The organism is Deltaproteobacteria bacterium, assembly GCA_028818775.1.
GTDB lineage: Bacteria > Desulfobacterota > Binatia > UBA9968 > JAJDTQ01 > JAJDTQ01.
On the sequence record JAPPNE010000046.1, the window covers coordinates 20,265 to 39,637 of the forward strand.

Below are 19,373 nucleotides of genomic sequence, written 5' to 3' on the forward strand. Positions count from 1 at the left end.
ACATCGCTCTGACCGGTTTCATGGCCGCCGGCAAGACCGTGGTGGGCCGGAGGCTGGCGCGGTCCCTCGGCTGGTCGTTCCTGGACCTGGACGCCGTCATCGAAGCCAAGGAAGGGCGCGCCGTGCGGGATATCTTCAGCGGTCGATATTCTGGCGGACGCGAAACGGATGCCGTGATCCGTGGTCTATTGACTGAAGAGGTGTTGGGCGGAGAGCACTATTTTCGAGAACTCGAAAAGGAGGCCCTGTCATCGGTTTTGGAAGGGTCCGGGCAGGTCATCGCCCTGGGCGGCGGCGCAGTGGTGGATCCGAACAACCTGACGCTGCTCAAGCAGCGCAGCCTGCTGATCTGGCTCAGGGTGTCGCCCCGAACGGTTTTGGGCAGGGTCGGACGGACCGAGGACCGCCCGTTGCTCCAGGGTCCGGACCGGCTCAAGCGGATCAAGGAGTTGTCGGCGCAGCGGGAAGGCATCTATGCCGAGGCCCATGTCGCCGTAGACACGGACGGGCTGACCGTGGACCAAGTGGTGCAACGCATCCAACAGCAGCTATGCAGACCGTAACCGTCGATCTGGGACAGCGTTCGTACCCCATCGAACTGGGAGAGGGGCTCCTGTCCCGTGTGGGCGAGTTGATGAAGGCCCAAGGGATAGGCGGCCGCGTCGGCGTCGTGTCGAATCCCGCGGTGGCGGACCTCTACGCCGGGGAGGTGCGGGAGTCTCTCCGCGACGCGGGCTACGAGACCGCGCTGGTGCTGATCCCGGAGGGCGAGGCGTACAAGAACACGGCGTCCCTGGGGTTGATCTACGACGCGCTGGTGGAGCACCGCTTCGACCGGAGCGCCACGCTCATCGCCCTGGGCGGCGGGGTCATCGGCGACGTCACCGGCTTCGCCGCGGCCACGTTCCTGCGCGGCATCGGCTACGTCCAGATCCCCACGACGCTGCTGGCGCAGGTGGACGCCAGCGTGGGCGGCAAGACCGCGGTCAACCACGAGCAGGGCAAGAACCTCATCGGCGCCTTTCACCAGCCGCGCCTTGTGGTCATCGACCTGGACACTCTGCGCACGCTGCCGCGGCGCGAGTACGCCGCGGGCATGGCCGAAGTCATCAAGTACGGCATCATCGAGGACGCGGCGTTCTTCGTTTTCCTGGAGCAGGAGATGGACGCCCTGCTGCGGATCGACGCGAACGCCGTGGAGCACGCGGTGGCGACGTCGTGCCGCATCAAGGCCGGGGTGGTGGAGCAGGACGAGCGCGAGACCGACCGCCGCGCCATCCTGAACTTCGGCCACACCATCGGCCACGCGCTGGAGGCCTTTACCGGCTACGAGCGCTTCCTTCACGGCGAGGCCGTGGCCGTCGGCATGATCCAGGCGGCGGCGCTGTCCGCGGGACAGGGCCTGTGCAGCGCCGCCGAGCTGCGGCGCATCGAGGCGCTGGTGCGCAGGGCGGACCTGCCCTGGCGGATCCCGGACGACATCGCCCTGGAGGACCTCATCGCGGGCATGGCGTTGGACAAGAAATCGCATGCCGGCAAGATCAAGTTCGTCTTGTGCGAAGGAATCGGCGGCACGCGTTTCCAATGGTTCTCCCCGGAAGAGATCGTCCGGGAGCTGGCGTCCGGCCTCTGATCCTCGCTCGGGCGTCCGTTCATCGGCCGGTGACCCGGGACATTGGAACGCACGGGGAATTCTCCCTTACCGGCACCGGCCTCGGGAGTTCACGATCATGCCTGAAACCAAGATCCTGGTCCTCCACGGACCCAACCTAAACCTGCTCGGGTCGCGCGAGCCGGAGATCTACGGCCGCGACACCCTCGCGGACATCGACTCCCGCGTGGACTCCCTGGCCGCCGAGTTGGGCGTCGCCGTCGAGGCGCGCCAGTCCAACCACGAAGGCGAACTGGTCACCTGGGTCCAGCAGGCCGGCGCGGGAGGCTTCGGCGCCGTGATCATCAACGCCGGCGCGTACACGCATACGAGCATCGCCCTGCGCGACGCCCTGGCCGCGTGCGGGTTGCCGGTGATCGAGGTGCACCTGTCCAACATCTACAAGCGCGAACCGTTCCGGCACACGTCGCTGATCGCCGACGTGGCGGTGGGGCAGATCGCCGGCTTCGGGGCCGGGAGCTACCTCCTGGCGCTGCGCGCCGCGGCCGGGATCCTGACGTAGAGGTCCTTCGACTTCGCTCCGCTACGCTCAGGACGAACGGAAGGTGAAACCTCTCACCGTTCGTCCTGAGCGTAGCGGAGCGCCAGCGGAGCGAAGTCGAAGGGCGGAACCCGATGACTTTTCCCCTGTTCATCCTCACCCTGGTCACGGTCACCCACGTCATCGGGGCGTCGGCGCAGTACGGCATCAACACGTTCGCTCCGTTCTACCAGGAGGAACTGGGTCTGACCCGCGCCCAGGTGGGCCTCTTCTTCACGGCCTTTTACATCGGCATGGCGGGCTTTTCCTTCCCCGCCGGCTGGTTGAGCGACCGTCTCGGCGTGCGCCGGGCGTCCTTCATCGGCCACGTGTTCGCGGGGACCGCGGTCCTGTTCGCCTCCTCGGCCGAGTCGTTCGGCTGGGCCTTCACCTGCTTTCTGCTGACCGGGCTGGGCTACAGCTTCCTCAACCCCGCCTCCACCAAGGGAGTGCTGATGTGGTTCCAGCGCCAGCGCGCCACGGCCATGGGCATCAAGCAGACCGGCGTGCCCGCGGGCGGGGTGCTCACGGCGCTGGTGGGCGCGCCCCTGGCCGCGGCTTTCGGCTGGCGCGCGGCCTTGGCCGGGATGGGGATCATCAACGTGGTCTTCGGCGTGGCGTTCTGGTTCCTCTGGCGCGAGCCCGACGGCATGGACGGGACGGCCGGCGTCCGGACCGGCGCGGCCGCGAACCCGCCGCTGCCCCTCCGAAGCCTGCTGGCCGTAAGCTGCGGCACCGCCCTGCTGCTCATCGGACAAATGTCGCTGCTGACCTACCTGCCCCTGTTCCTCAAGGAGCGGCTCGCCTTCTCCACGGTGCACGCAAGCCAGTGGCTGTCCATCACCCAGGGCGGAGCGGTGCTCGGCCGCGTGGGCTGGGGCACGGTGAGCGACCGCGTCTACGGCGGCAGACGCAAGGTCGTGCTGGTGCTCATCGGCGTCATCTCCGTGCTCCTGTGCGCGGGGTTGAGCGCGCTCGGCAAGGGGGTCTCTCCCTTCATCCTGGTGCCGTTGACCTTTCTCGGCGGGTTCACCATGATCGGCTATCAGGGCGTGTCCTATTCCCTCATCAGCGAGATCGCGGGCCAGTCCAGGGCGGGGATGGCCCTGGGCCTGATGATCACCATCAACGCGCTGGGCACCGTGGTGGGTACCCCTACGTTCGGCTATATTGTCGATGCCACCGGTTCCTACGTTATCGCATGGCAGGCACTGGCGTGCGTGCTGGCCCTGGGAACGGCGAACATCGCCGTCTTCGTCGCGGAGCCCCGCGGAGCCGAGTAGCAGCCTTTGTCGGGGGGTTGCCAAATGGCGCAGCAAGCGGTCCACGAGAATGCAGCCGGGTAGGGCAATGACGGAATTCGCGGCTTACGGCAACCGGCGGGTCCTGGTCGTCGACGACCAGAAGGAGATCCACGACGACTTCAGGGAGATGCTGATGCCCACCGTGGCGGAGTCGCCGGCTGATGAACTGGCGGCCGCGTTCGTCTCCGAAAAGACGCCGCGGGTCTTTCTGCCGGAATTCGAGCTTCTCCACGCGGGCACCGGAGCGGAAGCTTGCGCGATCGTGAGGGCCGGCAAGGAGGCCGGCCGTCCCGTCGCGGTCGCCTATGTCGACGTCAGAATGCCGCCCGGGATGGACGGTATCGAAACCATCCGCCGGTTGAGGGAAGCGGACCCCGAGGTGGAGATCGTCATCATGACCGCCTACAGCGACAGGCCGCTGCCCGAGATCCTCCGCGACGTCGAAGCGCTTCACAAGCTGCTGTACATCAGGAAGCCCTTCTCCAGGGAGGAGATTCAGCAGATGACGCTTGCGCTCGTGGGCAAGTGGAACGTCGAGCAGCAGTTGGCCGAGAAACGGCGCGAGGCGGCCGTCGGCCAACAGAGACTGAGAGCGGTGCTCGACGCCACCGAGGACGCCATCGCCATGTATGACCTCGCGGGTTGTCTGTTGTTTGCCAACAAGGCCTACGAGACGCTGTTCGGCGTGACCGAAGCCGAGTTGAAGCGCCTTCCGGCCGACGACCTGGCCGCGCGTCTCCTGGAGAACTTCGAGCAGCCGGAACAGTGGAACAGCGAGGGGAGAATTCGCTTGAAGAACTGCGCCGAACCGGAGGGCGAGACCGCCGGGAAGCAGTCCGGGTACGGTGTCTTCTATCGGTCCACGGGGCTCGTGCGCGAAGGCGGGGACGTGATCGGCAGTGTCATCGTCTACCGTGACATGTCCAAGGAAGCAGAGACGGAACGAGCCAAGGCCGAAGTCCTGCGGCTGCGCGGCGAACTGGAGGCCACGTACTCCTTCGACGGCATCGTGGGCGCCAGTCCGCAGATGCAGCGAGTCTACACATTGATGCGGCAGGCTGTCGAAAGCGACATCACCGTCCTGCTGGAAGGCGAGAGCGGCACGGGGAAGGAGCTGGTGGCGAAGTCACTGCACTTCAACAGTTGGCGCCGGGCGGGACCGTTTCTGGCCATCAACTGCGCGGCCATTCCGGAGACCCTCATCGAGAGCGAGCTTTTCGGCCACGAGCAGGGCGCCTTCACCGGGGCGAGCTGGCAGAGGGTCGGCGCCTTCGAGCGCGCTTGCGGCGGAACGATCCTGCTGGACGAGATCGGCGACATGCCGCCGGCCCTTCAGGCCAAGCTGTTGCGCGTGCTGCAGGAACGGGAGATCCAGCGGGTGGGCGGAGCCGTCATGATCCCCGTGGACGTCCGGGTCATCGCAGCGACCAACAGGGACCTGGAGGCCGCGATGAAGGCGGGCGATTTCCGGGAAGACCTGTACTACCGGGTCACGGCCTTCCCGATCGTGATCCCGCCGCTCCGCCAACGCCCCGAAGACATCCCGCTCCTGGCGGATCACTTCCTGAAGAAACACGCCCAACCGGCCGGCAAGCGCATGAGCGGCATCTCCACCGCCGCGATTGCCCTGTTGCTCCAGTATGACTGGCCCGGCAACGGACGGGAGTTGGAGAACGCCATCGAGCGCGCCCTTCTGCTGGAAGACACACCGGTGCTCCAGGTCCACAACCTCCCCACGCAAATCTTGCGGGCCGACGCTTCGCGGAACGCCCGCGGACCGATCCTCTCGCTGGTGGAGGCGGAGAGACGCACATTGGCCCGGGCGTTGGAAGTCAGTGGCAACAACGTCACCCGGGCAGCGCGGCTGCTGGGCATCAACCGGGGTACGCTGCACCGCAAGCTGAAGAGATATGGCCGGCTCTGCTAGAATGAGTGTTGCAAGATGCGACAGTGTCGCAAAATAGATAATGTATCTTTCTTGCCTCCAGCCCATCGGGAAAGTATGGTTTTTTGCTGATGGGGTGGTCTTGGTCCCGGCTAGGGTGTTGCAAAACGCAGCATGTCCGCCATCGCAACATGCCCTTTGGATTCTCTCAACTACTTGATTTATATTCAGTTTTTCATTCCCGACCCCTATGGCACCTGGTTTGCTCCACAACGCCGTCATACAGGGCCGATGGAGGCTCGTCCATCGGCGCCGTGTGGAGTCAGACATGCGACATGCACGTTCCAGGGTTCGGCTTGAGGTTGAGGTCATCGAAGAGTTCGACGCGCGAGAGTTCTCTCGCATGAGGACGGTCCAGTCTTATGGTTTGCCCACGGGTTGGACGCCCGCCAAGGTCAACGATCTGCTCCTCGCCAACGGATTGACACCCGAGGATACGTGGCTCCCGGCCCCCGAGGCGGTCCCGCCATTTTGGAGATCCGGCAACCGCGGTTGATCCGCTCCCGGCCCCCCTTCCGCGTCCCTCGCGGACGTATCCGGCTGCTCTGGTGCGTTGGCGTTCCCGGCGCGCAAATGCTATTATTGGTACTGAACTCGGCGTTCGTCCGAACGCTTCGTTCGATAGTGTCTCCGAACCCTCGAAATGTAAACGAAACCACCGAACCCGACTCAACCACACCAACCTATGGCTTCCTCCGAGTCCGACTATAAGGCCGACAACATCAAGGTTCTGGAGGGGCTGGAAGCCGTCCGCAAGCGCCCCGGCATGTACATCGGAGACACCGCCGAACGGGGTCTCCACCATCTCGTTTACGAGATCGTCGACAATTCCATCGACGAGTCCCTCGCGGGCGAGTGCGACCGCGTCGACATTACGATCCACATCGACAACAGCGTGACGGTGGTGGACAATGGGCGCGGCATTCCGGTGGACATGCATGCCACGGAGAAGCGCCCGGCCGCGGAAGTGGTGCTCACCAAGCTCCATGCCGGCGGCAAGTTCGAAAAGGGCGCCTACAAGGTCTCCGGCGGTTTGCACGGCGTGGGACTCTCGGTGGTGAACGCGTTGGCCGAGAGCCTCGAGGTCGAGATCAAGCGCGACGGCAAGGTGTATCAGCAGGCCTACGAGCGGGGCGAGCCGCTGGCGCCGCTCAAGGAGATGGGCACCACCACCGAGCGGGGCACGCGCATCACCTTCAAACCGGATCCGACCGTTTTCGAGACCGTCGACCTGAGCTTCGACCTGCTGTCCCAAAGGCTGCGAGAGCTGGCGTTCCTCAACCGGGGCCTGCGCATCCTCATCGAGGACCAGCGCAGCGACAAGAAGCACGAATTCTTCTACGAAGGCGGCATCGTCTCGTTCGTCGAGCACCTGAACCGCGTCAAGACCGCGGTTCACCCGAAAGTCATCTACCTGCAGGGCGAGAAGGACGGCACCGACGTCGAGATCGCGCTGCAGTGGAACGACAGCTACACCGAGACGATCTACTCCTTCGCCAACAACATCAATACCGCCGAGGGCGGCACGCACCTGATTGGCTTCAAGGCCGCGCTCACGCGCACCATCAACCACTACGCCACCGGCTCCAACCTGCTCAAGAAGGACGAGGACAACCTGCAGGGGGATGATGTCCGCGAGGGACTCACCGGGGTCATCAGCGTGAAGGTGCCCGAGCCCCAGTTCGAAGGCCAGACCAAGACCCGCCTGGGAAACAGCGACGTCAAGGGCATCGTGGAGGCCTTGATCAACGACCGCCTCGCGACCTATTTCGCCGAGCACCCGGGGGAAGCCAAGAAGATCGTCTCCAAGGGCATCGAGGCGGCGCGGGTGCGCGAGGCCACACGCAAGGCCAAGGAGCTGGCGCGCCGCAAGGGGGCGCTGGATTCCGCCTCGCTGCCGGGCAAGCTCGCGGACTGCCAGGAACGCGATCCCGCGCTGAGCGAGATCTTCCTGGTGGAGGGCGATTCCGCCGGCGGGTCGGCCAAGCAGGGGCGCGACCGGCGCAACCAGGCGATCCTGCCGCTCAAGGGCAAGATCCTGAACGTCGAGAAGGCGCGCTTCGACAAGATGCTGTCGTCCCAGGAGATCCGCCTGTTGCTGACGGCCCTGGGCGCGGGCGTCAAGGACGACTACGACTCGGAGAAGCTGCGCTACCATACCGTCATCATCATGACGGATGCGGACGTGGACGGTTCCCACATCCGGACGCTGCTGCTGACCTTCTTCTATCGACAGATCCCCGACCTGGTGGAGAAGGGCTACCTGTATATCGCCCAGCCGCCGCTGTACAAGGTCAAGCGGGGCAAGCAGGAGCGGTACCTGAAGGACGAGAGCAGCCTGGAGGACTACCTGATCGAGAAGGGTACCGAGAACCTCCGGGTCCGGCCGGCGGAAGCCAACGGAAACGGCGCCAGGGAGGTCAAGGGTACGGCGCTTCAGGCCTTCGTCAAGAAGGTCGTGCGGATGGACAAGCTGCTGCAGCTCATGGCCAGGAAGCACAAGGAGCGCGCCCTGGTCGAGGCGTTGCTGCTGCAGCGCGACTTCGACGCGGAACAGCTCAAGGACGAGGAGGGAGTGAAGGACCTCGCCGTTCAACTCGCCTCCTATGTCAACCTCGTGACACCGGAGATCGGGCCGATGTCCGAAGTCACGGAGCGCGATCCGGAGCACGATTGCTGGAAGCTCGTCTGCTCCACCCGCTCCAACGGCAGCGGTATCCGCACGGTCATCGACCGGGAGTTCCTGACCAGCCCCGAGTACCGCGAGCTCAAGCGGCTCCACGGCGAGTTGCGGGCCTCCGGCGATTCGCCTTTCATCGTGGAGGAAGGCGAGCGCACCGAACGCACCGAAGAAGCCCGCGCTCAAAAGGACCTGCGCTCCCACAGGGCCCTGTTGGAGTTCGTCATGGAGCGCGGCAAGAAGGGGCAATACATCCAGAGGTACAAGGGCCTCGGGGAGATGAATCCGGAGCAGCTTTGGGAGACCACCATGGATCCGGCGTCCCGCGTGCTGCTGCAGGTCCGGATCGAGGACGGCGTCGAGGCCGACGACATCTTCTCCACGCTCATGGGCGATCACGTGGAGCCCCGCCGGAAGTTCATCGAGGATCATGCCCTCACGGTGCGAAACCTCGATGTCTGATGTCTCCTGGTCTCCTTCGATCTCTCTTCGCCGCGGCCAGGACCATCGGACAGGCTGACATGGTCCGCCCGTACGCGGGGCGTAGCCCGGCGTAGCCGAAGACCCCGCCCGTTGCCGACAAGGAACAACCCTGCACAATGGAAGCCGGAATAAGACAACAGAAGGTCCCCGTCTACATCGAGGACGAGATGCGCCAGTCCTATGTGGACTACGCCATGAGCGTCATCGTGGGGCGGGCGTTGCCGGACGTGCGCGACGGCCTGAAGCCGGTGCATCGGCGTGTGCTCTTCGCCATGCACGACATGGGCAACCACTGGAACCACCCCTACCGCAAGTCCGCCCGTGTCGTGGGCGACGTCATCGGAAAGTACCATCCGCACGGCGACGCCGCCGCGTACGACACCATCGTCCGCCTCGCACAGAGCTTCTCCATGCGCTATTGCCTGGTGGACGGGCAGGGAAACTTCGGCTCCATCGACGGCGACCCCCCGGCGGCCATGCGCTACACCGAGATCCGCATGGCGCGCATCGCCCAGGAGCTGCTCGCCGACATCGAAAAGGAGACCGTCGACTTCCTCCCCAACTACGACGATTCCATGGAGGAACCGTCGGTGCTGCCGTCGCGGCTGCCCAACCTGCTCATCAACGGCGCCGCGGGCATCGCCGTGGGCATGGCCACCAACATCCCGCCGCACAACCTGAGCGAGGTCATCGACGGCCTCATCGCCATGGTGGAGCGTCCCGGCCTGACCATCGACGAGTTGATGGAGTACATTCCCGGCCCGGACTTTCCCACCGGCGGGTTCATTCACGGGCGCGAGGGCATCAGCCAGGGATACAAGACCGGACGGGGCAGCGTGCAGATGCGCGCGCGGGTCTCCACCGAAACCGTCAAACGTACGGGCAAGGAGCAGATCATCATCTCCGAGATCCCGTACATGGTGAACAAGACCCGCCTCCTGGAGCAGATGGCCAACCTGGTCAACGAAAAGAAGGTCGAGGGCATCGCCGACCTGCGGGACGAATCCGACCGCGAGGGCATGCGCATCGTCGTCGAGCCCAAGCGCGACGCGGTGCCGCAGATCGTCATCAACGCCCTGTACAAGCATACGAGCCTGCAGGAGACCTTCGGCGTCAACATGCTGGCGATCATCGACGGCCGCCCCAAGCTGCTGAACCTGAAGGAGATCCTGGAGGCGTTCCTCGAGCACCGGCGCGAAACCGTCACCCGGCGCACCGCCTACGACCTCAGGAAAGCCGAGGAACGGCTGCACATCCTCGAAGGCCTCAAGATCGCCCTGGACTACCTGGACGCGGTCATCACGCTGATCCGCCAGTCGCCGGATCCGCGCACCGCGAAGGAAGGGCTCATGGCCGGCGCCTTCGCCGGGACCGCGGCGCCCGACCCCAGTCTGCAACTCTCGGAAGCCCAGGCCCAGGCCATCCTGGACATGCGCCTGCAGCGGCTCACGGGGCTCGAGCGCGACAAGATCATCGAGGAGCACCGGGCCGTGGAGGCCACCATCGCCGAGCTGCGCGGGATCCTGGCCGACGAGCAGAAGGTGTTCGCCATCATCGTGGACGAGTTGCGGGAGATCAAGGAAGCCTACGGCGACGCGCGCCGCACGGCCATCGTCGACAAGGCCGAGGAGATATCCATCGAAGACCTCATCGTGGAGGAGGACATGGTGGTCACCGTGTCCCACGAGGGGTACATCAAGCGCAACCCCATCACCCTGTACCGGGCGCAGCGCCGGGGCGGCAAGGGCAAGGTGGGCACCACCACCCGCGACGAGGACTTCGTCGAATCCCTGTTCGTGGCCTCCACCCACTCCCACATCCTGTTCTTCACCACCATCGGCAAGGTGTACCGCATCAAAGTGCACGAGCTGCCGCAGGGCGGCCGCGCCGCCAAGGGCCGGCCGGTGGTGAACCTGCTGCAGCTTCAGGAAAACGAGAAGGTGTCGGCGTTTCTCCCGGTACGGGAGTTCGAGGAGGGCCGCTACATCATCTTCGCCACCCGGAACGGCTTGGTCAAGAAGACCGATCTCATGGCCTATTCCAGTCCCCGGGCCACCGGCATCCGCGCCATCGCGCTGGAGGAAGACGACTCGCTCATCGAGGTCCGGCTTACCGACGGCGACCAGGACATCCTGCTTTCCACCATGGACGGGCAGTCCATCCGCTTCAAGGAAGAACAAGTGCGCGCCACGGGCCGCGACACCATGGGGGTCATCGGCATCCGGCTGGAGGAGGGGGACGAGGTGGTGAGCATGGAGGTGCTGCACCCCGGCGCGTCCATCCTCACGGTCTCGGACAAGGGCATGGGCAAGCGCACCGGCACCGACGAATACCGGACCCAGGGGCGCAGCGGCCGCGGTCTGATCACCATGAAGACCACCGAGCGCACCGGCCGCGTGGTGGGCGTGCAGCAGGTGACCGACGAGGACCAGTTGATGCTCATCACCGACGGCGGCAAGATCATCCGGCTGCGCATCGCCGACATCCGCGTCATCGGCCGCAACACCCAGGGCGTGCGCCTCATCGACCTCGACAACGGCGAGCGCGTCGTCTCCCTCGCACGGCTGGCCGAAGACGACAGTTAGGCGGCATTCCCGCATCCCCGCCAGTTCGCGGAACAGGCTGTGTCACATGTGCCGGACACGAAATGGCACGAACGCCACTTACCGTCATTCCCGCGGAAGCGGGAATCCAGGCGGGGCGGGGTTTGGGCAGCACAACCCTCATAGACTCCGGTCATGTCCATCGGCATCATAGGCGCGGGCGGCTGGGGCACCGCCCTGGCGGTGCTGCTGTGCAGGAAACACGACGATGTCTCCTTGTGGTGCCATTCCGCGGAAACGTTTGCGCGTATCCGGGAGACCGGCGAGAACGCCGTCTACCTGCCCGCCGTCAAGCTGCCTGACCGCCTCCAGGTCACCCGTTCCCTGGAAACTGCGGCATCCGGCCGCGAACTGCTCCTGTGCGTGACACCGTCCCACGCTCTGCGCGAGGTCATGACGCGGGCGGCGGCTTTCGTGACACCCGACACCATCGTGTGCTGCGGCTCCAAGGGAATCGAGGAGTCCACCCTGATGACCATGGGCGATGTCCTGGCGGAGGTTGTGGGTCACCCTCGCCGGCACGCGTTCCTGTCCGGACCCACCTTCGCCCTGGAGGTGGCGCAGGGCCGGCCGGCCGCCATCACGGCGGCGAGCGCCGACCCCGATGTGGCGCGCGAGGTGCAGGAAAGCCTCGGCTCCCCTGAACTCCGGGTCTACTCGTCAACCGACGTGGTGGGCGTCCAGATGGGCGGCGTGATCAAGAACGTCATCGCCATCGCCGCCGGCGTCAGCGACGGCCTTGAGTTGGGCCACAACGCCCGGGCCGCGCTCATCACCCGAGGGCTCGCCGAAATGACCCGTCTGGCGGTGAAGATGGGCGCCGATCCGGTCACCCTCGCCGGCCTTCCGGGCCTCGGCGACCTCGTGCTCACCTGCACCGGCCAGCTCAGCCGCAACCGCAAGGTCGGCTTCGAGCTCGGCCAGGGACGCCGGCTCGCGGACATCGTCGCGGGAACCCGGATGGTCGCCGAGGGCGTCCGAAACACCCGAACCGTCCACCTCCTGGCCCAGCGGTACGGCGTCGAGATGCCCATCGTGGAGCAGATGCACCGCGTCCTCTACGAGGACAAAGCCCCGCTCCAGGCCGTCCGCGACCTCATGGGCCGCACACAGAGAGCGGAGGCGGATTGAAAGGGCAGAACCAGGGATCGACGCGATTCCTTGTCCGCCTAATCGCCAATCATAAACATTTTTGAGTTTTTGGTAGACAGGTGTATCCTGAGCAATGCATCTGCGGCACCTGGGTTCAAATGAGGCCTCGCCGCGGAGGTGGCTGGCGGTGAGCGAGCCGAATCCAAGGTCCAGCCGCAGGTCGGCAACGGGCGAAAACAAGGAATAGTCATGCTCAGGTATGCCGAGGAAATCCTGGTTCTCGTTCTTGACGAAGGGCGAGGGGAATTGGCTCCAGGCATTCCAGAGCGCTCGCTCGCCCTGGCGCTCGCCGGAGCGGTGCTGATGGACCTTGCACTCGAAGACCGCATCGATACCGATTCCGAGCGGCTGATTCTCCTGGATGCCACTCCATTGGGCGACGACATCCTCGATCCGACGCTGGCCGAGATCGCCGGCGCCGACCATGCGCATGACACGGGCTACTGGCTCGAAAGGACGGCCGGACGGGGAGACCGGATCCGTGAGGCCGCGCTCACGCGTCTGACCGATCGCGGCATTCTGAGGTCCGAGGCGGACGGGCTGCTGTCGCTGGTTCCCTCGGTGTCTCGCGCGCGGCGCTATCCCGTGGCGGACGGTCAGTGGGTCGAAGAGACCAGGCTGCGAATCATGCGGCTTCTGTTCAGCGACGATATTCCCGATCCCCGCGATGTCGGGATCGTCGCCCTTGCCGACGCGTGCGGCATATTTCGCACTATTCTGGCGCCGGACGAGCAGTCGCAGGTGCGTGACCGTATCGACCTGATCCGGAAGCTCGACCTGATCACGAGGACAATGGGCCGGGCGATCGAGGACCTCGGCACGCCGGACGAACCGCTTGCGAAGCCTGCGCGACCGAAAGAGATCCCGGTCGCCCCGGGTCTTCCCTTCTTGGGCAACGGCCTCGCCATGAGTAAAGGGCTGGCGCCTTTCCTCGTCCGCCAGTACAGGGAACTCGGACCGATCTTCAGGATTCGCGCTCCCGGACGCGCATTCATATGCATGGCCGGCCCGGAGGCGACCGACTTCCTTGCGACTCACGGTGGCAAGGTATTCCGGTCGCTGGAGCCGATGGCGAACTTCCACAACCAGATGGGCGCCTCGCGCTCGATCCTGACCATGGACGGCGTCGACCACACCACCATGCGGAAGGTCCAGGCCAAGGGATACTCCGCAAGCGTCGCGAGGGACAACGGCATGGAGATCGTGGACATCGCGCGCGCTGAGATCGCGGATTGGCCGGTGGGGAAACCGTTCGAGGTGTTGCCGGCGTTCCAGCGACTCGTTGCCGAGCAGATGGGCCACATGATGACGGGTCTTTCGCCCCGCGGCTACACGAATGACCTGACCACGCTGCTGCGCGGGCTGCTTCTGAGTTCGGCGGTGTTCCCCAAAATCATGAAGTTGCCGCGTTTCAGGCGCGCCCGTGCGCGCGCCTTCGAGTTGGCGGAGAAACTCCTCGCACACAAGGAGCGCAATGGTCCGCGCAAGAGGAACCCGGATTTCGTGGATCTCATGCTCGAGCTCCGCGCCATCGATCCGCAGCTCGTTCCCGAGACCAACATGCCTCTGAATGTAGTGGCCCCGTACCTGGTGGGACTGGACACGACCGCGAGTACCTGTTCGTTCATGCTCCACAACGTCTTGAAGCGCCCGGATCTCATGGAGCTCATGACCGCCGAAGCAGACGCCTTCTTCGACGAGGGCCTGGAGCCGGACGAGGGGCTGCCGCGGCTGGATGTCTCGCGCCGGGCGGTGATGGAGACGCTTCGGCTCCATCCGGTCTCACCCGCCGTGCTTCGAACGGTCAGCAACTCTTTCGTGTTCGCGGGTCACACCGTTCCCGCGGGCCGGCTCGTCATGATCGGCACGTCGGTGGGACACGGGCTCGAAGAGTACTTTCCCCAGCCGGAGAGCTTCGACATCGACCGCTACACGCCGGCTCGGGGCGAGCACCGGCAGCGGGGCGCCTACGCCCCCTTCGGGGCCGGCGGTCACCGGTGTCTCGGAGCCGGTCTTGTTCCCGTGCAGCTCGTCCTCACCATGGCGACGATCCTGCGCGAGCTTGTTCTGCAGCCGCTCGATCCCCACTACGCGTTGCGGGTGCGGTCATTCCCGACGATGCAGCCCGTCGGTTTCAAGGTCCGTATCCTCGGTCGCCGGTCACGCCACGGCTCGGCGACGAACTAGAAGCGTGCGGGACAAACTCACCGCGAAGCAGGGATCACCACACGGCGTGCCGGAAGCCACACTCAGTCCAGTAGCCGGTGTCCGGCCCCAGGCAACTATCCCGCGGTACCATTCGCTCGACCGGCTGCGCGCGATCGTGATGATGCTCGGAGTGGTCCGGCACTCCGCGATGAGCTACGAACCCACGGTTTTCGCGGCGTGGCCGTACAGGGACGCCGATGCCGACATCCTCGCTCACTGGGTGATCGTCTTCATCCGTGTGTTCCAGTTGCCGGTCTTCTTCGCGATTTCGGGGTTCTTCGCCGCATACCTGCTCGAGACGCGCGGCATCCAGGCGTTTCTGCGGCAGCGATGGAGCCGGATCGGGGTGCCGTTCCTGGTGGCTTGGCCCGTCCTGGCAGTGACGATGTATTTCATCGTGCCGTTCACCGCCCAGTTCAGTTCCGTCCCGCCGACCCACGTCTACAGCCTGGAGGAGCTTACGTCGTCCGGCGCACTGCGCTACCTGTTCATGCATTTGTGGTTCCTCTACCACCTGATGATCCTGTGCGTGGTCGCCGGCGCAATGAGCCTGCTCGCCCGCCGCATCCCCGCGGCCGCGCGTGAACGTGTGCTGGACTTTCTCGAGCGCGTGGTGCACCGGGGAGGCATCGGGGTCCTGGCTGTCCTGGCGGGCGTCGTCCTGTACCGGATGGAGTCGTGGGCGATCGACTACTACGCGGGCCCGCTCCCGCCCCTGCGCATGCTGGGGCTGTTCGGCCTTTTCTTCGCATTCGGGTGGCTGCTTTTCCGCCGCCGGGAAGCGCTGGAGGGCTTCAAGCGCCCTGCATGGATCTCCCTCGCCGCGGGAGCCATCTGTTTCGTGGGGTACCTCGCCTTCCTCGAACTCGGCTGCAACCCTGATCCGGGCAAGACCTGCACCGGGACTTCGGAGGTCCATCATCTGGGGGCAGTGGTTTTCCTTTCGCTGTCCATGTGGTTCCTGGCCTATGGCCTGTTCGGGTTGTTCCTTCGCTACATGAACCATCCGAGCCCCCGCTGGCGGTACATGGCGGACGCCTCTTACTGGATCTACATCGTCCACGTGCCGTTCGTTATCCTGCTGCCCCTGCTCCTCGCGAACATGCCGGCACCGGGGATCGTCAAGGTCGCGCTGGTCGTGGCCATGGCAACCGGCCTCATCCTGGTAACCTACCGGTACTTCGTGCGGTCGACGTTTATCGGGGAACAGCTTAACGGTCGCCGTTACCCGCGGGCCGCGTCTTGACCGCCGCAGACAGGTACAACGGCGAGGCGTTGTGCCGCCTACCGGCGGCGCCTTCGGCAAATTGACAAGCCCACCCCTGTATGCCAGAAATAGGGACATTGACGAATGAAGGTGCGGAAATGAAACGGACGTATCAACCGAGCAATCTGAGGCGCAAGAGAACCCACGGCTTTTTTGCACGAATGGAGACCCCCGGCGGGCGGAATGTCCTGAAGCGCCGGCGGGCCAAGGGAAGAAAGCGGTTGACCGTCGTCATCCCACCCAAGGGTCCTCGCTCCTAGGACGGCCCGTTGTCCCGTGTGCGGGAGAGTTTCCCGAAGGAAGCCCGCCTGACCAGACGTTCCGAGTTCCTGCTGCTGGGCCGCAGGGGCCGGAAGTTCTTCACGCCGCACTTCATCATCATCCGTAAAGACAACGACCAGCTCGGCAAACGGCTGGGGGTCACGGTCAGTTCCAAGGTGGGGAACGCGGTGGTGCGCAACCGCGTGAAGCGCATGCTGCGCGAGTTCTTCCGCCGCGGGCAGGAAAACTTTCGCTCTGATCAGGATACCGTGGTGATCGCGCGCAAGGGTGCGGGAGATCTGAGCTACGCGGCGGTGACCGCCGAGCTCCGCAAGGTGATCGGTCCGAAGCCGAAAACCCGGTAAGAGGGATGACGACCATCGCCCGCACCGTCGTGCGCATCTGCATCAGGGCCTACCAGCGGCTTCTCTCGCCGTTGCTGCCGCCCTGCTGCCGCTACTTCCCCACTTGCTCGGCCTACACCCTGCAGGCGGTGGACCGTCACGGCGTCGTCAAGGGCCTCTGGCTGGGCGCCCTGAGGATCCTGCGCTGTCACCCGCTCCATGCCGGCGGCTATGACCCGGTACCGTAGGCGTTCATGGAAAAACGAGCTTTCATCGCGGTCATCATCTCGATCCTCATCATCATCCTCTACCAGGAGTACATGAGGCGGTTCTATCCGCCGGTGGAGCCGCCGGCGCGGGAAACCGCGACGCAGCCCCGCAAGGAGCAGCCGGCCCCGAACCTGGTTCCGGAGCAAACCCCGTTGGCCGTGCCGGCGCCGGCGACGCCCCCGTTACCGGCGCCGCCCCCATTGCCGGAAACCGCGTCGCCGGGCACGGTCCCGGTTGAGCAGGGACCGAGGCCTTCCGTCAGGGAAGTGACGGTGGAGACCTCCGGCTACATCGCGCGCTTCACCAGCCAGGGAGCCCGGCTCACGAGCTTCCGCCTGAAGCGCTACCGTGACGATATCGCCGAGAACAGCCCGCTGATCGACATGGTTTCCCACCTCCCCGGCATGGAGTACCCGTTGGGGCTGCGCGTGCGCGGCACGCGGTCGGGGACGGACCAGGGCATCGTGTACGACGTCCAGGGCGCGGACCTCAAGCTGGGAACGGCCGACAGCGGCAGCCTCACCTTCTCGGGCGTTACGCCGGCGGGGCGCCGCGTGGTCAAGCAGTTGACCTTCAGCGGTTCCAGCTACGCCGTGGACGTCGCCGTGTCGATGGAAGGGTCTCCTCAGGCGCCGGGCCTGCTCTTTACGACTCACGGCCAGAGCAAGGGGGTCAAGAAGGACGCCAGGTTCGAGGGCGTCATCGCGTTGCGCGGCGGCGACCTCCTGCGTCCTTCGGAAATCGACACCAAGACCCCGCTCAAGCTGGACGGTGGGCTCTCCTGGGTCGGTTTCGGCCAAACCTATTTCGTCAGCGCGTTCCTGCCCCCGGAGGGCGTGGACACGAGCGCCACGGTGGTCAACAATCTCTCGCCGGAACGGCGGGAAGCCATGTCCGGCTGGTTCTCGATGGCGGACTATTCGGACACGGTATTCGCCCTGGAGATCCGCACCCTGGGCAGCGCGGGTGCGCCGGGCACTGCCCGCTACCAGCTCTTCATGGGGCCCAAGGTCCTCAACCTGCTCAAGTCCTTCCGGCGCGGCCTCGATGAGTCCATCGATTTCGGCTACTTCGGCTTCATCTCGGTGCCGATGCTGCAGGCGATGCATTTCTTCCAGACCTATACCGGGAACTACGGCCTGGACATCATCCTGCTCACGCTCATCATCAAGCTGCTGCTGTGGCCGCTGACGCAGAAGAGCTTCGTCTCCATGAAGCGCATGCAGAAGCTCCAGCCGCAGATGCAGCGCCTCAAGGACAAGTTCGGAGACGACAAGACGCGGCTCAACAAGGAGATGATGGACCTCTACAAGCGGAACAAGGTGAACCCGCTGGGAGGCTGTCTGCCGATGCTCCTGCAGTTCCCCTTCTTCATCGGCTTCTACAACGCCTTGCTGACGCCCATCGAATTGCGCCACGCGAGCTTCCTGTGGATCAAGGACCTGTCGCGTCCCGACTGGGAGTCGCTGCCGTTCACCCTGTTCGGGTTCGAAGCCGGCATACCGGTGCTGGTGCTGCTCATGGGAGCGAGCATGTTCATCCAGCAGTGGATGTCGCCGGCCATCGGCGACCCGAACCAGCGGCGCATGATGATGCTGATGCCGCTGATATTCACCGTGATATTCGTGAGTTTCCCGTCGGGGCTCACCATCTACTGGTTCGTCAACAACCTGCTGAGCATCCTTCAGCAGTACATGATCAACCGCAAAGAGCGCTGACAGCCCGCGACGGCAGTCCCGCAGGCTGTCGCGCCCCGTGGAGGAGAGGCCTGTGATGAAGCAAGTGGAAACGGAAGGGGAAACCCTTGACGAAGCCATCGCCAAGGCGCTGAGTCTGCTGGGCGTCGAGCGGGACGAGGTGTCCCTGGATATTCTGGCGGAAGAGAAGGCGGGAGTGCTCGGTTTCGGGCGCCAGAACGCGCGTGTCCGCGCCACCGTTCGGACGGCGGTGACGGCCGTGCCGGATGAGGCGGCGTCCGATCCGGGTTCCGGAGATGGGGCGCGGGAGAGCGAACCCGTGGAAGCGGCGGTCGAGGTCGACGCGCCCGGCGCCGCCGCCGATCTGTCCGGGTCGGACGAGCCCGCGGAAGATCCGTCCGCGGATGTCGACGAGAGCGTGGCGGAGGCCCGGAAGGTCGGTGTCGAGGTGCTCACGGAGATACTGCGCCTGATGGGTGTCGATTCCAGGGTCGTGGTCAAGCCGGGGCACGATTCCACGGAAGTCGTGCTCGACATCCAGGGCGACAGCGGCGCCCTCCTGATCGGCCGCCGGGGTCAGACCTTGGAAGCGCTGCAGCACATCGTCAGCCGCATCGTCGCGGAGAAGGTCGGACCGGACGGTCCGCAGCCCATCGTCGACGCCGAAGACTACCGCGGCCGGCGTGTCCGCACCCTGGAGGACATGGCCCTCCGACTGGGCGAGAAGGCCAAACGCAGCCGCAAGACCCAGAGCATCGACGCGCTCAACGCGCGCGACCGGCGCGTCGTCCACATGGCGTTGAAGGACGACCCTTGGCTCACCACCAAGAGCCAGGGCCAAGGCGCCTTCCGCCGCCTCCTCATCGTCCCCGAGGGGGACCGGCGTTCGCTCGACGAGGAGGGCGTCGGCGACGACCGGTGAGGGGTTCCCCGCGCTCCGGCAAGTTCCGAAAAAATTCTCCGCAAG

Annotated in this window: 15 protein-coding genes; all 15 read left to right on the forward strand. The window is 65.2% G+C overall.

Annotated features, from left to right (window positions below; translation table 11 throughout):
• Positions 1-20 precede the first annotated feature (20 nt).
• The 15 genes from OXU42_04435 (at position 21) to OXU42_04505 (ending at position 19,328) form a co-directional block, all read left to right on the forward strand.
• Entirely contained in the window at positions 21-563 is a 543-nt protein-coding gene (locus tag OXU42_04435; GenBank protein ID MDE0028639.1) for a shikimate kinase, read from the forward strand.
• Positions 551-1,633 carry a 3-dehydroquinate synthase gene (gene aroB, locus OXU42_04440; GenBank protein ID MDE0028640.1) on the forward strand — a complete coding sequence of 361 codons (1,083 nt, stop codon included), beginning with the start codon at positions 551-553 and terminating at the stop codon, positions 1,631-1,633. The genes OXU42_04435 and aroB overlap by 13 nt, the downstream gene beginning before the upstream one ends.
• 97 nt (positions 1,634-1,730) lie before the next feature.
• Positions 1,731-2,174 (forward strand): type II 3-dehydroquinate dehydratase, encoded by a 444-nt coding sequence (gene aroQ, locus OXU42_04445; protein MDE0028641.1) that lies wholly within the window; start codon positions 1,731-1,733, stop codon positions 2,172-2,174.
• A gap of 113 nt (positions 2,175-2,287) precedes the next feature.
• Positions 2,288-3,475 (forward strand): MFS transporter, encoded by a 1,188-nt coding sequence (locus OXU42_04450; GenBank protein ID MDE0028642.1) that lies wholly within the window; start codon positions 2,288-2,290, stop codon positions 3,473-3,475.
• A gap of 67 nt (positions 3,476-3,542) precedes the next feature.
• Positions 3,543-5,423 carry a sigma 54-interacting transcriptional regulator gene (locus OXU42_04455; protein MDE0028643.1) on the forward strand — a complete coding sequence of 627 codons (1,881 nt, stop codon included), beginning with the start codon at positions 3,543-3,545 and terminating at the stop codon, positions 5,421-5,423.
• Positions 5,424-6,126: 703 nt separating this feature from the next.
• Positions 6,127-8,583 (forward strand): DNA topoisomerase (ATP-hydrolyzing) subunit B, encoded by a 2,457-nt coding sequence (gyrB, locus tag OXU42_04460; GenBank protein MDE0028644.1) that lies wholly within the window; start codon positions 6,127-6,129, stop codon positions 8,581-8,583.
• 137 nt (positions 8,584-8,720) lie between these two features.
• Entirely contained in the window at positions 8,721-11,189 is a 2,469-nt protein-coding gene (gene gyrA, locus OXU42_04465) for a DNA gyrase subunit A (GenBank protein MDE0028645.1), read from the forward strand.
• A gap of 153 nt (positions 11,190-11,342) precedes the next feature.
• Positions 11,343-12,338, forward strand: coding sequence for an NAD(P)-dependent glycerol-3-phosphate dehydrogenase (locus OXU42_04470; protein ID MDE0028646.1), 996 nt, complete (start codon positions 11,343-11,345; stop codon positions 12,336-12,338).
• A 210-nt stretch (positions 12,339-12,548) separates the two neighbouring features.
• On the forward strand, positions 12,549-14,546 hold the full coding sequence (locus OXU42_04475; GenBank protein ID MDE0028647.1) for a cytochrome P450: 1,998 nt from the start codon (positions 12,549-12,551) through the stop codon (positions 14,544-14,546).
• Between the two features lie 46 nt (positions 14,547-14,592).
• Entirely contained in the window at positions 14,593-15,813 is a 1,221-nt protein-coding gene (locus OXU42_04480) for an acyltransferase family protein (GenBank protein ID MDE0028648.1), read from the forward strand.
• A gap of 119 nt (positions 15,814-15,932) precedes the next feature.
• Positions 15,933-16,094, forward strand: coding sequence for a 50S ribosomal protein L34 (rpmH, locus tag OXU42_04485; protein ID MDE0028649.1), 162 nt, complete (start codon positions 15,933-15,935; stop codon positions 16,092-16,094).
• A gap of 18 nt (positions 16,095-16,112) precedes the next feature.
• Positions 16,113-16,460, forward strand: coding sequence for a ribonuclease P protein component (gene rnpA, locus OXU42_04490; protein ID MDE0028650.1), 348 nt, complete (start codon positions 16,113-16,115; stop codon positions 16,458-16,460).
• A gap of 5 nt (positions 16,461-16,465) precedes the next feature.
• A complete protein-coding gene (gene yidD / locus OXU42_04495; protein ID MDE0028651.1) occupies positions 16,466-16,687 on the forward strand; it encodes a membrane protein insertion efficiency factor YidD in 222 nt (73 codons plus the stop codon).
• Positions 16,688-16,693: 6 nt separating this feature from the next.
• Positions 16,694-18,427: a membrane protein insertase YidC gene (gene yidC / locus OXU42_04500; protein MDE0028652.1), complete on the forward strand. Its 1,734-nt coding sequence runs from the start codon at positions 16,694-16,696 to the stop codon at positions 18,425-18,427.
• Positions 18,428-18,482: 55 nt separating this feature from the next.
• Positions 18,483-19,328: a Jag N-terminal domain-containing protein gene (locus tag OXU42_04505; protein ID MDE0028653.1), complete on the forward strand. Its 846-nt coding sequence runs from the start codon at positions 18,483-18,485 to the stop codon at positions 19,326-19,328.
• Positions 19,329-19,373 lie beyond the last annotated feature (45 nt).

What these genes read in the sequence shown, in the direction of transcription:
- OXU42_04435 (MDE0028639.1), top strand. Translation starts at nt 21, where the DNA reads ATGGCCGCCGGCAAGACCGTGGTGGGCCGGAGGCTGGCGCGGTCCCTC.
- aroB (MDE0028640.1), top strand. Translation starts at nt 551, where the DNA reads ATGCAGACCGTAACCGTCGATCTGGGACAGCGTTCGTACCCCATCGAA.
- aroQ (MDE0028641.1), top strand. Translation starts at nt 1,731, where the DNA reads ATGCCTGAAACCAAGATCCTGGTCCTCCACGGACCCAACCTAAACCTG.
- OXU42_04450 (MDE0028642.1), top strand. Translation starts at nt 2,288, where the DNA reads ATGACTTTTCCCCTGTTCATCCTCACCCTGGTCACGGTCACCCACGTC.
- OXU42_04455 (MDE0028643.1), top strand. Translation starts at nt 3,543, where the DNA reads ATGACGGAATTCGCGGCTTACGGCAACCGGCGGGTCCTGGTCGTCGAC.
- gyrB (MDE0028644.1), top strand. Translation starts at nt 6,127, where the DNA reads ATGGCTTCCTCCGAGTCCGACTATAAGGCCGACAACATCAAGGTTCTG.
- gyrA (MDE0028645.1), top strand. Translation starts at nt 8,721, where the DNA reads ATGGAAGCCGGAATAAGACAACAGAAGGTCCCCGTCTACATCGAGGAC.
- OXU42_04470 (MDE0028646.1), top strand. Translation starts at nt 11,343, where the DNA reads ATGTCCATCGGCATCATAGGCGCGGGCGGCTGGGGCACCGCCCTGGCG.
- OXU42_04475 (MDE0028647.1), top strand. Translation starts at nt 12,549, where the DNA reads ATGCTCAGGTATGCCGAGGAAATCCTGGTTCTCGTTCTTGACGAAGGG.
- rpmH (MDE0028649.1), top strand. Translation starts at nt 15,933, where the DNA reads ATGAAACGGACGTATCAACCGAGCAATCTGAGGCGCAAGAGAACCCAC.
- yidD (MDE0028651.1), top strand. Translation starts at nt 16,466, where the DNA reads ATGACGACCATCGCCCGCACCGTCGTGCGCATCTGCATCAGGGCCTAC.
- yidC (MDE0028652.1), top strand. Translation starts at nt 16,694, where the DNA reads ATGGAAAAACGAGCTTTCATCGCGGTCATCATCTCGATCCTCATCATC.
- OXU42_04505 (MDE0028653.1), top strand. Translation starts at nt 18,483, where the DNA reads ATGAAGCAAGTGGAAACGGAAGGGGAAACCCTTGACGAAGCCATCGCC.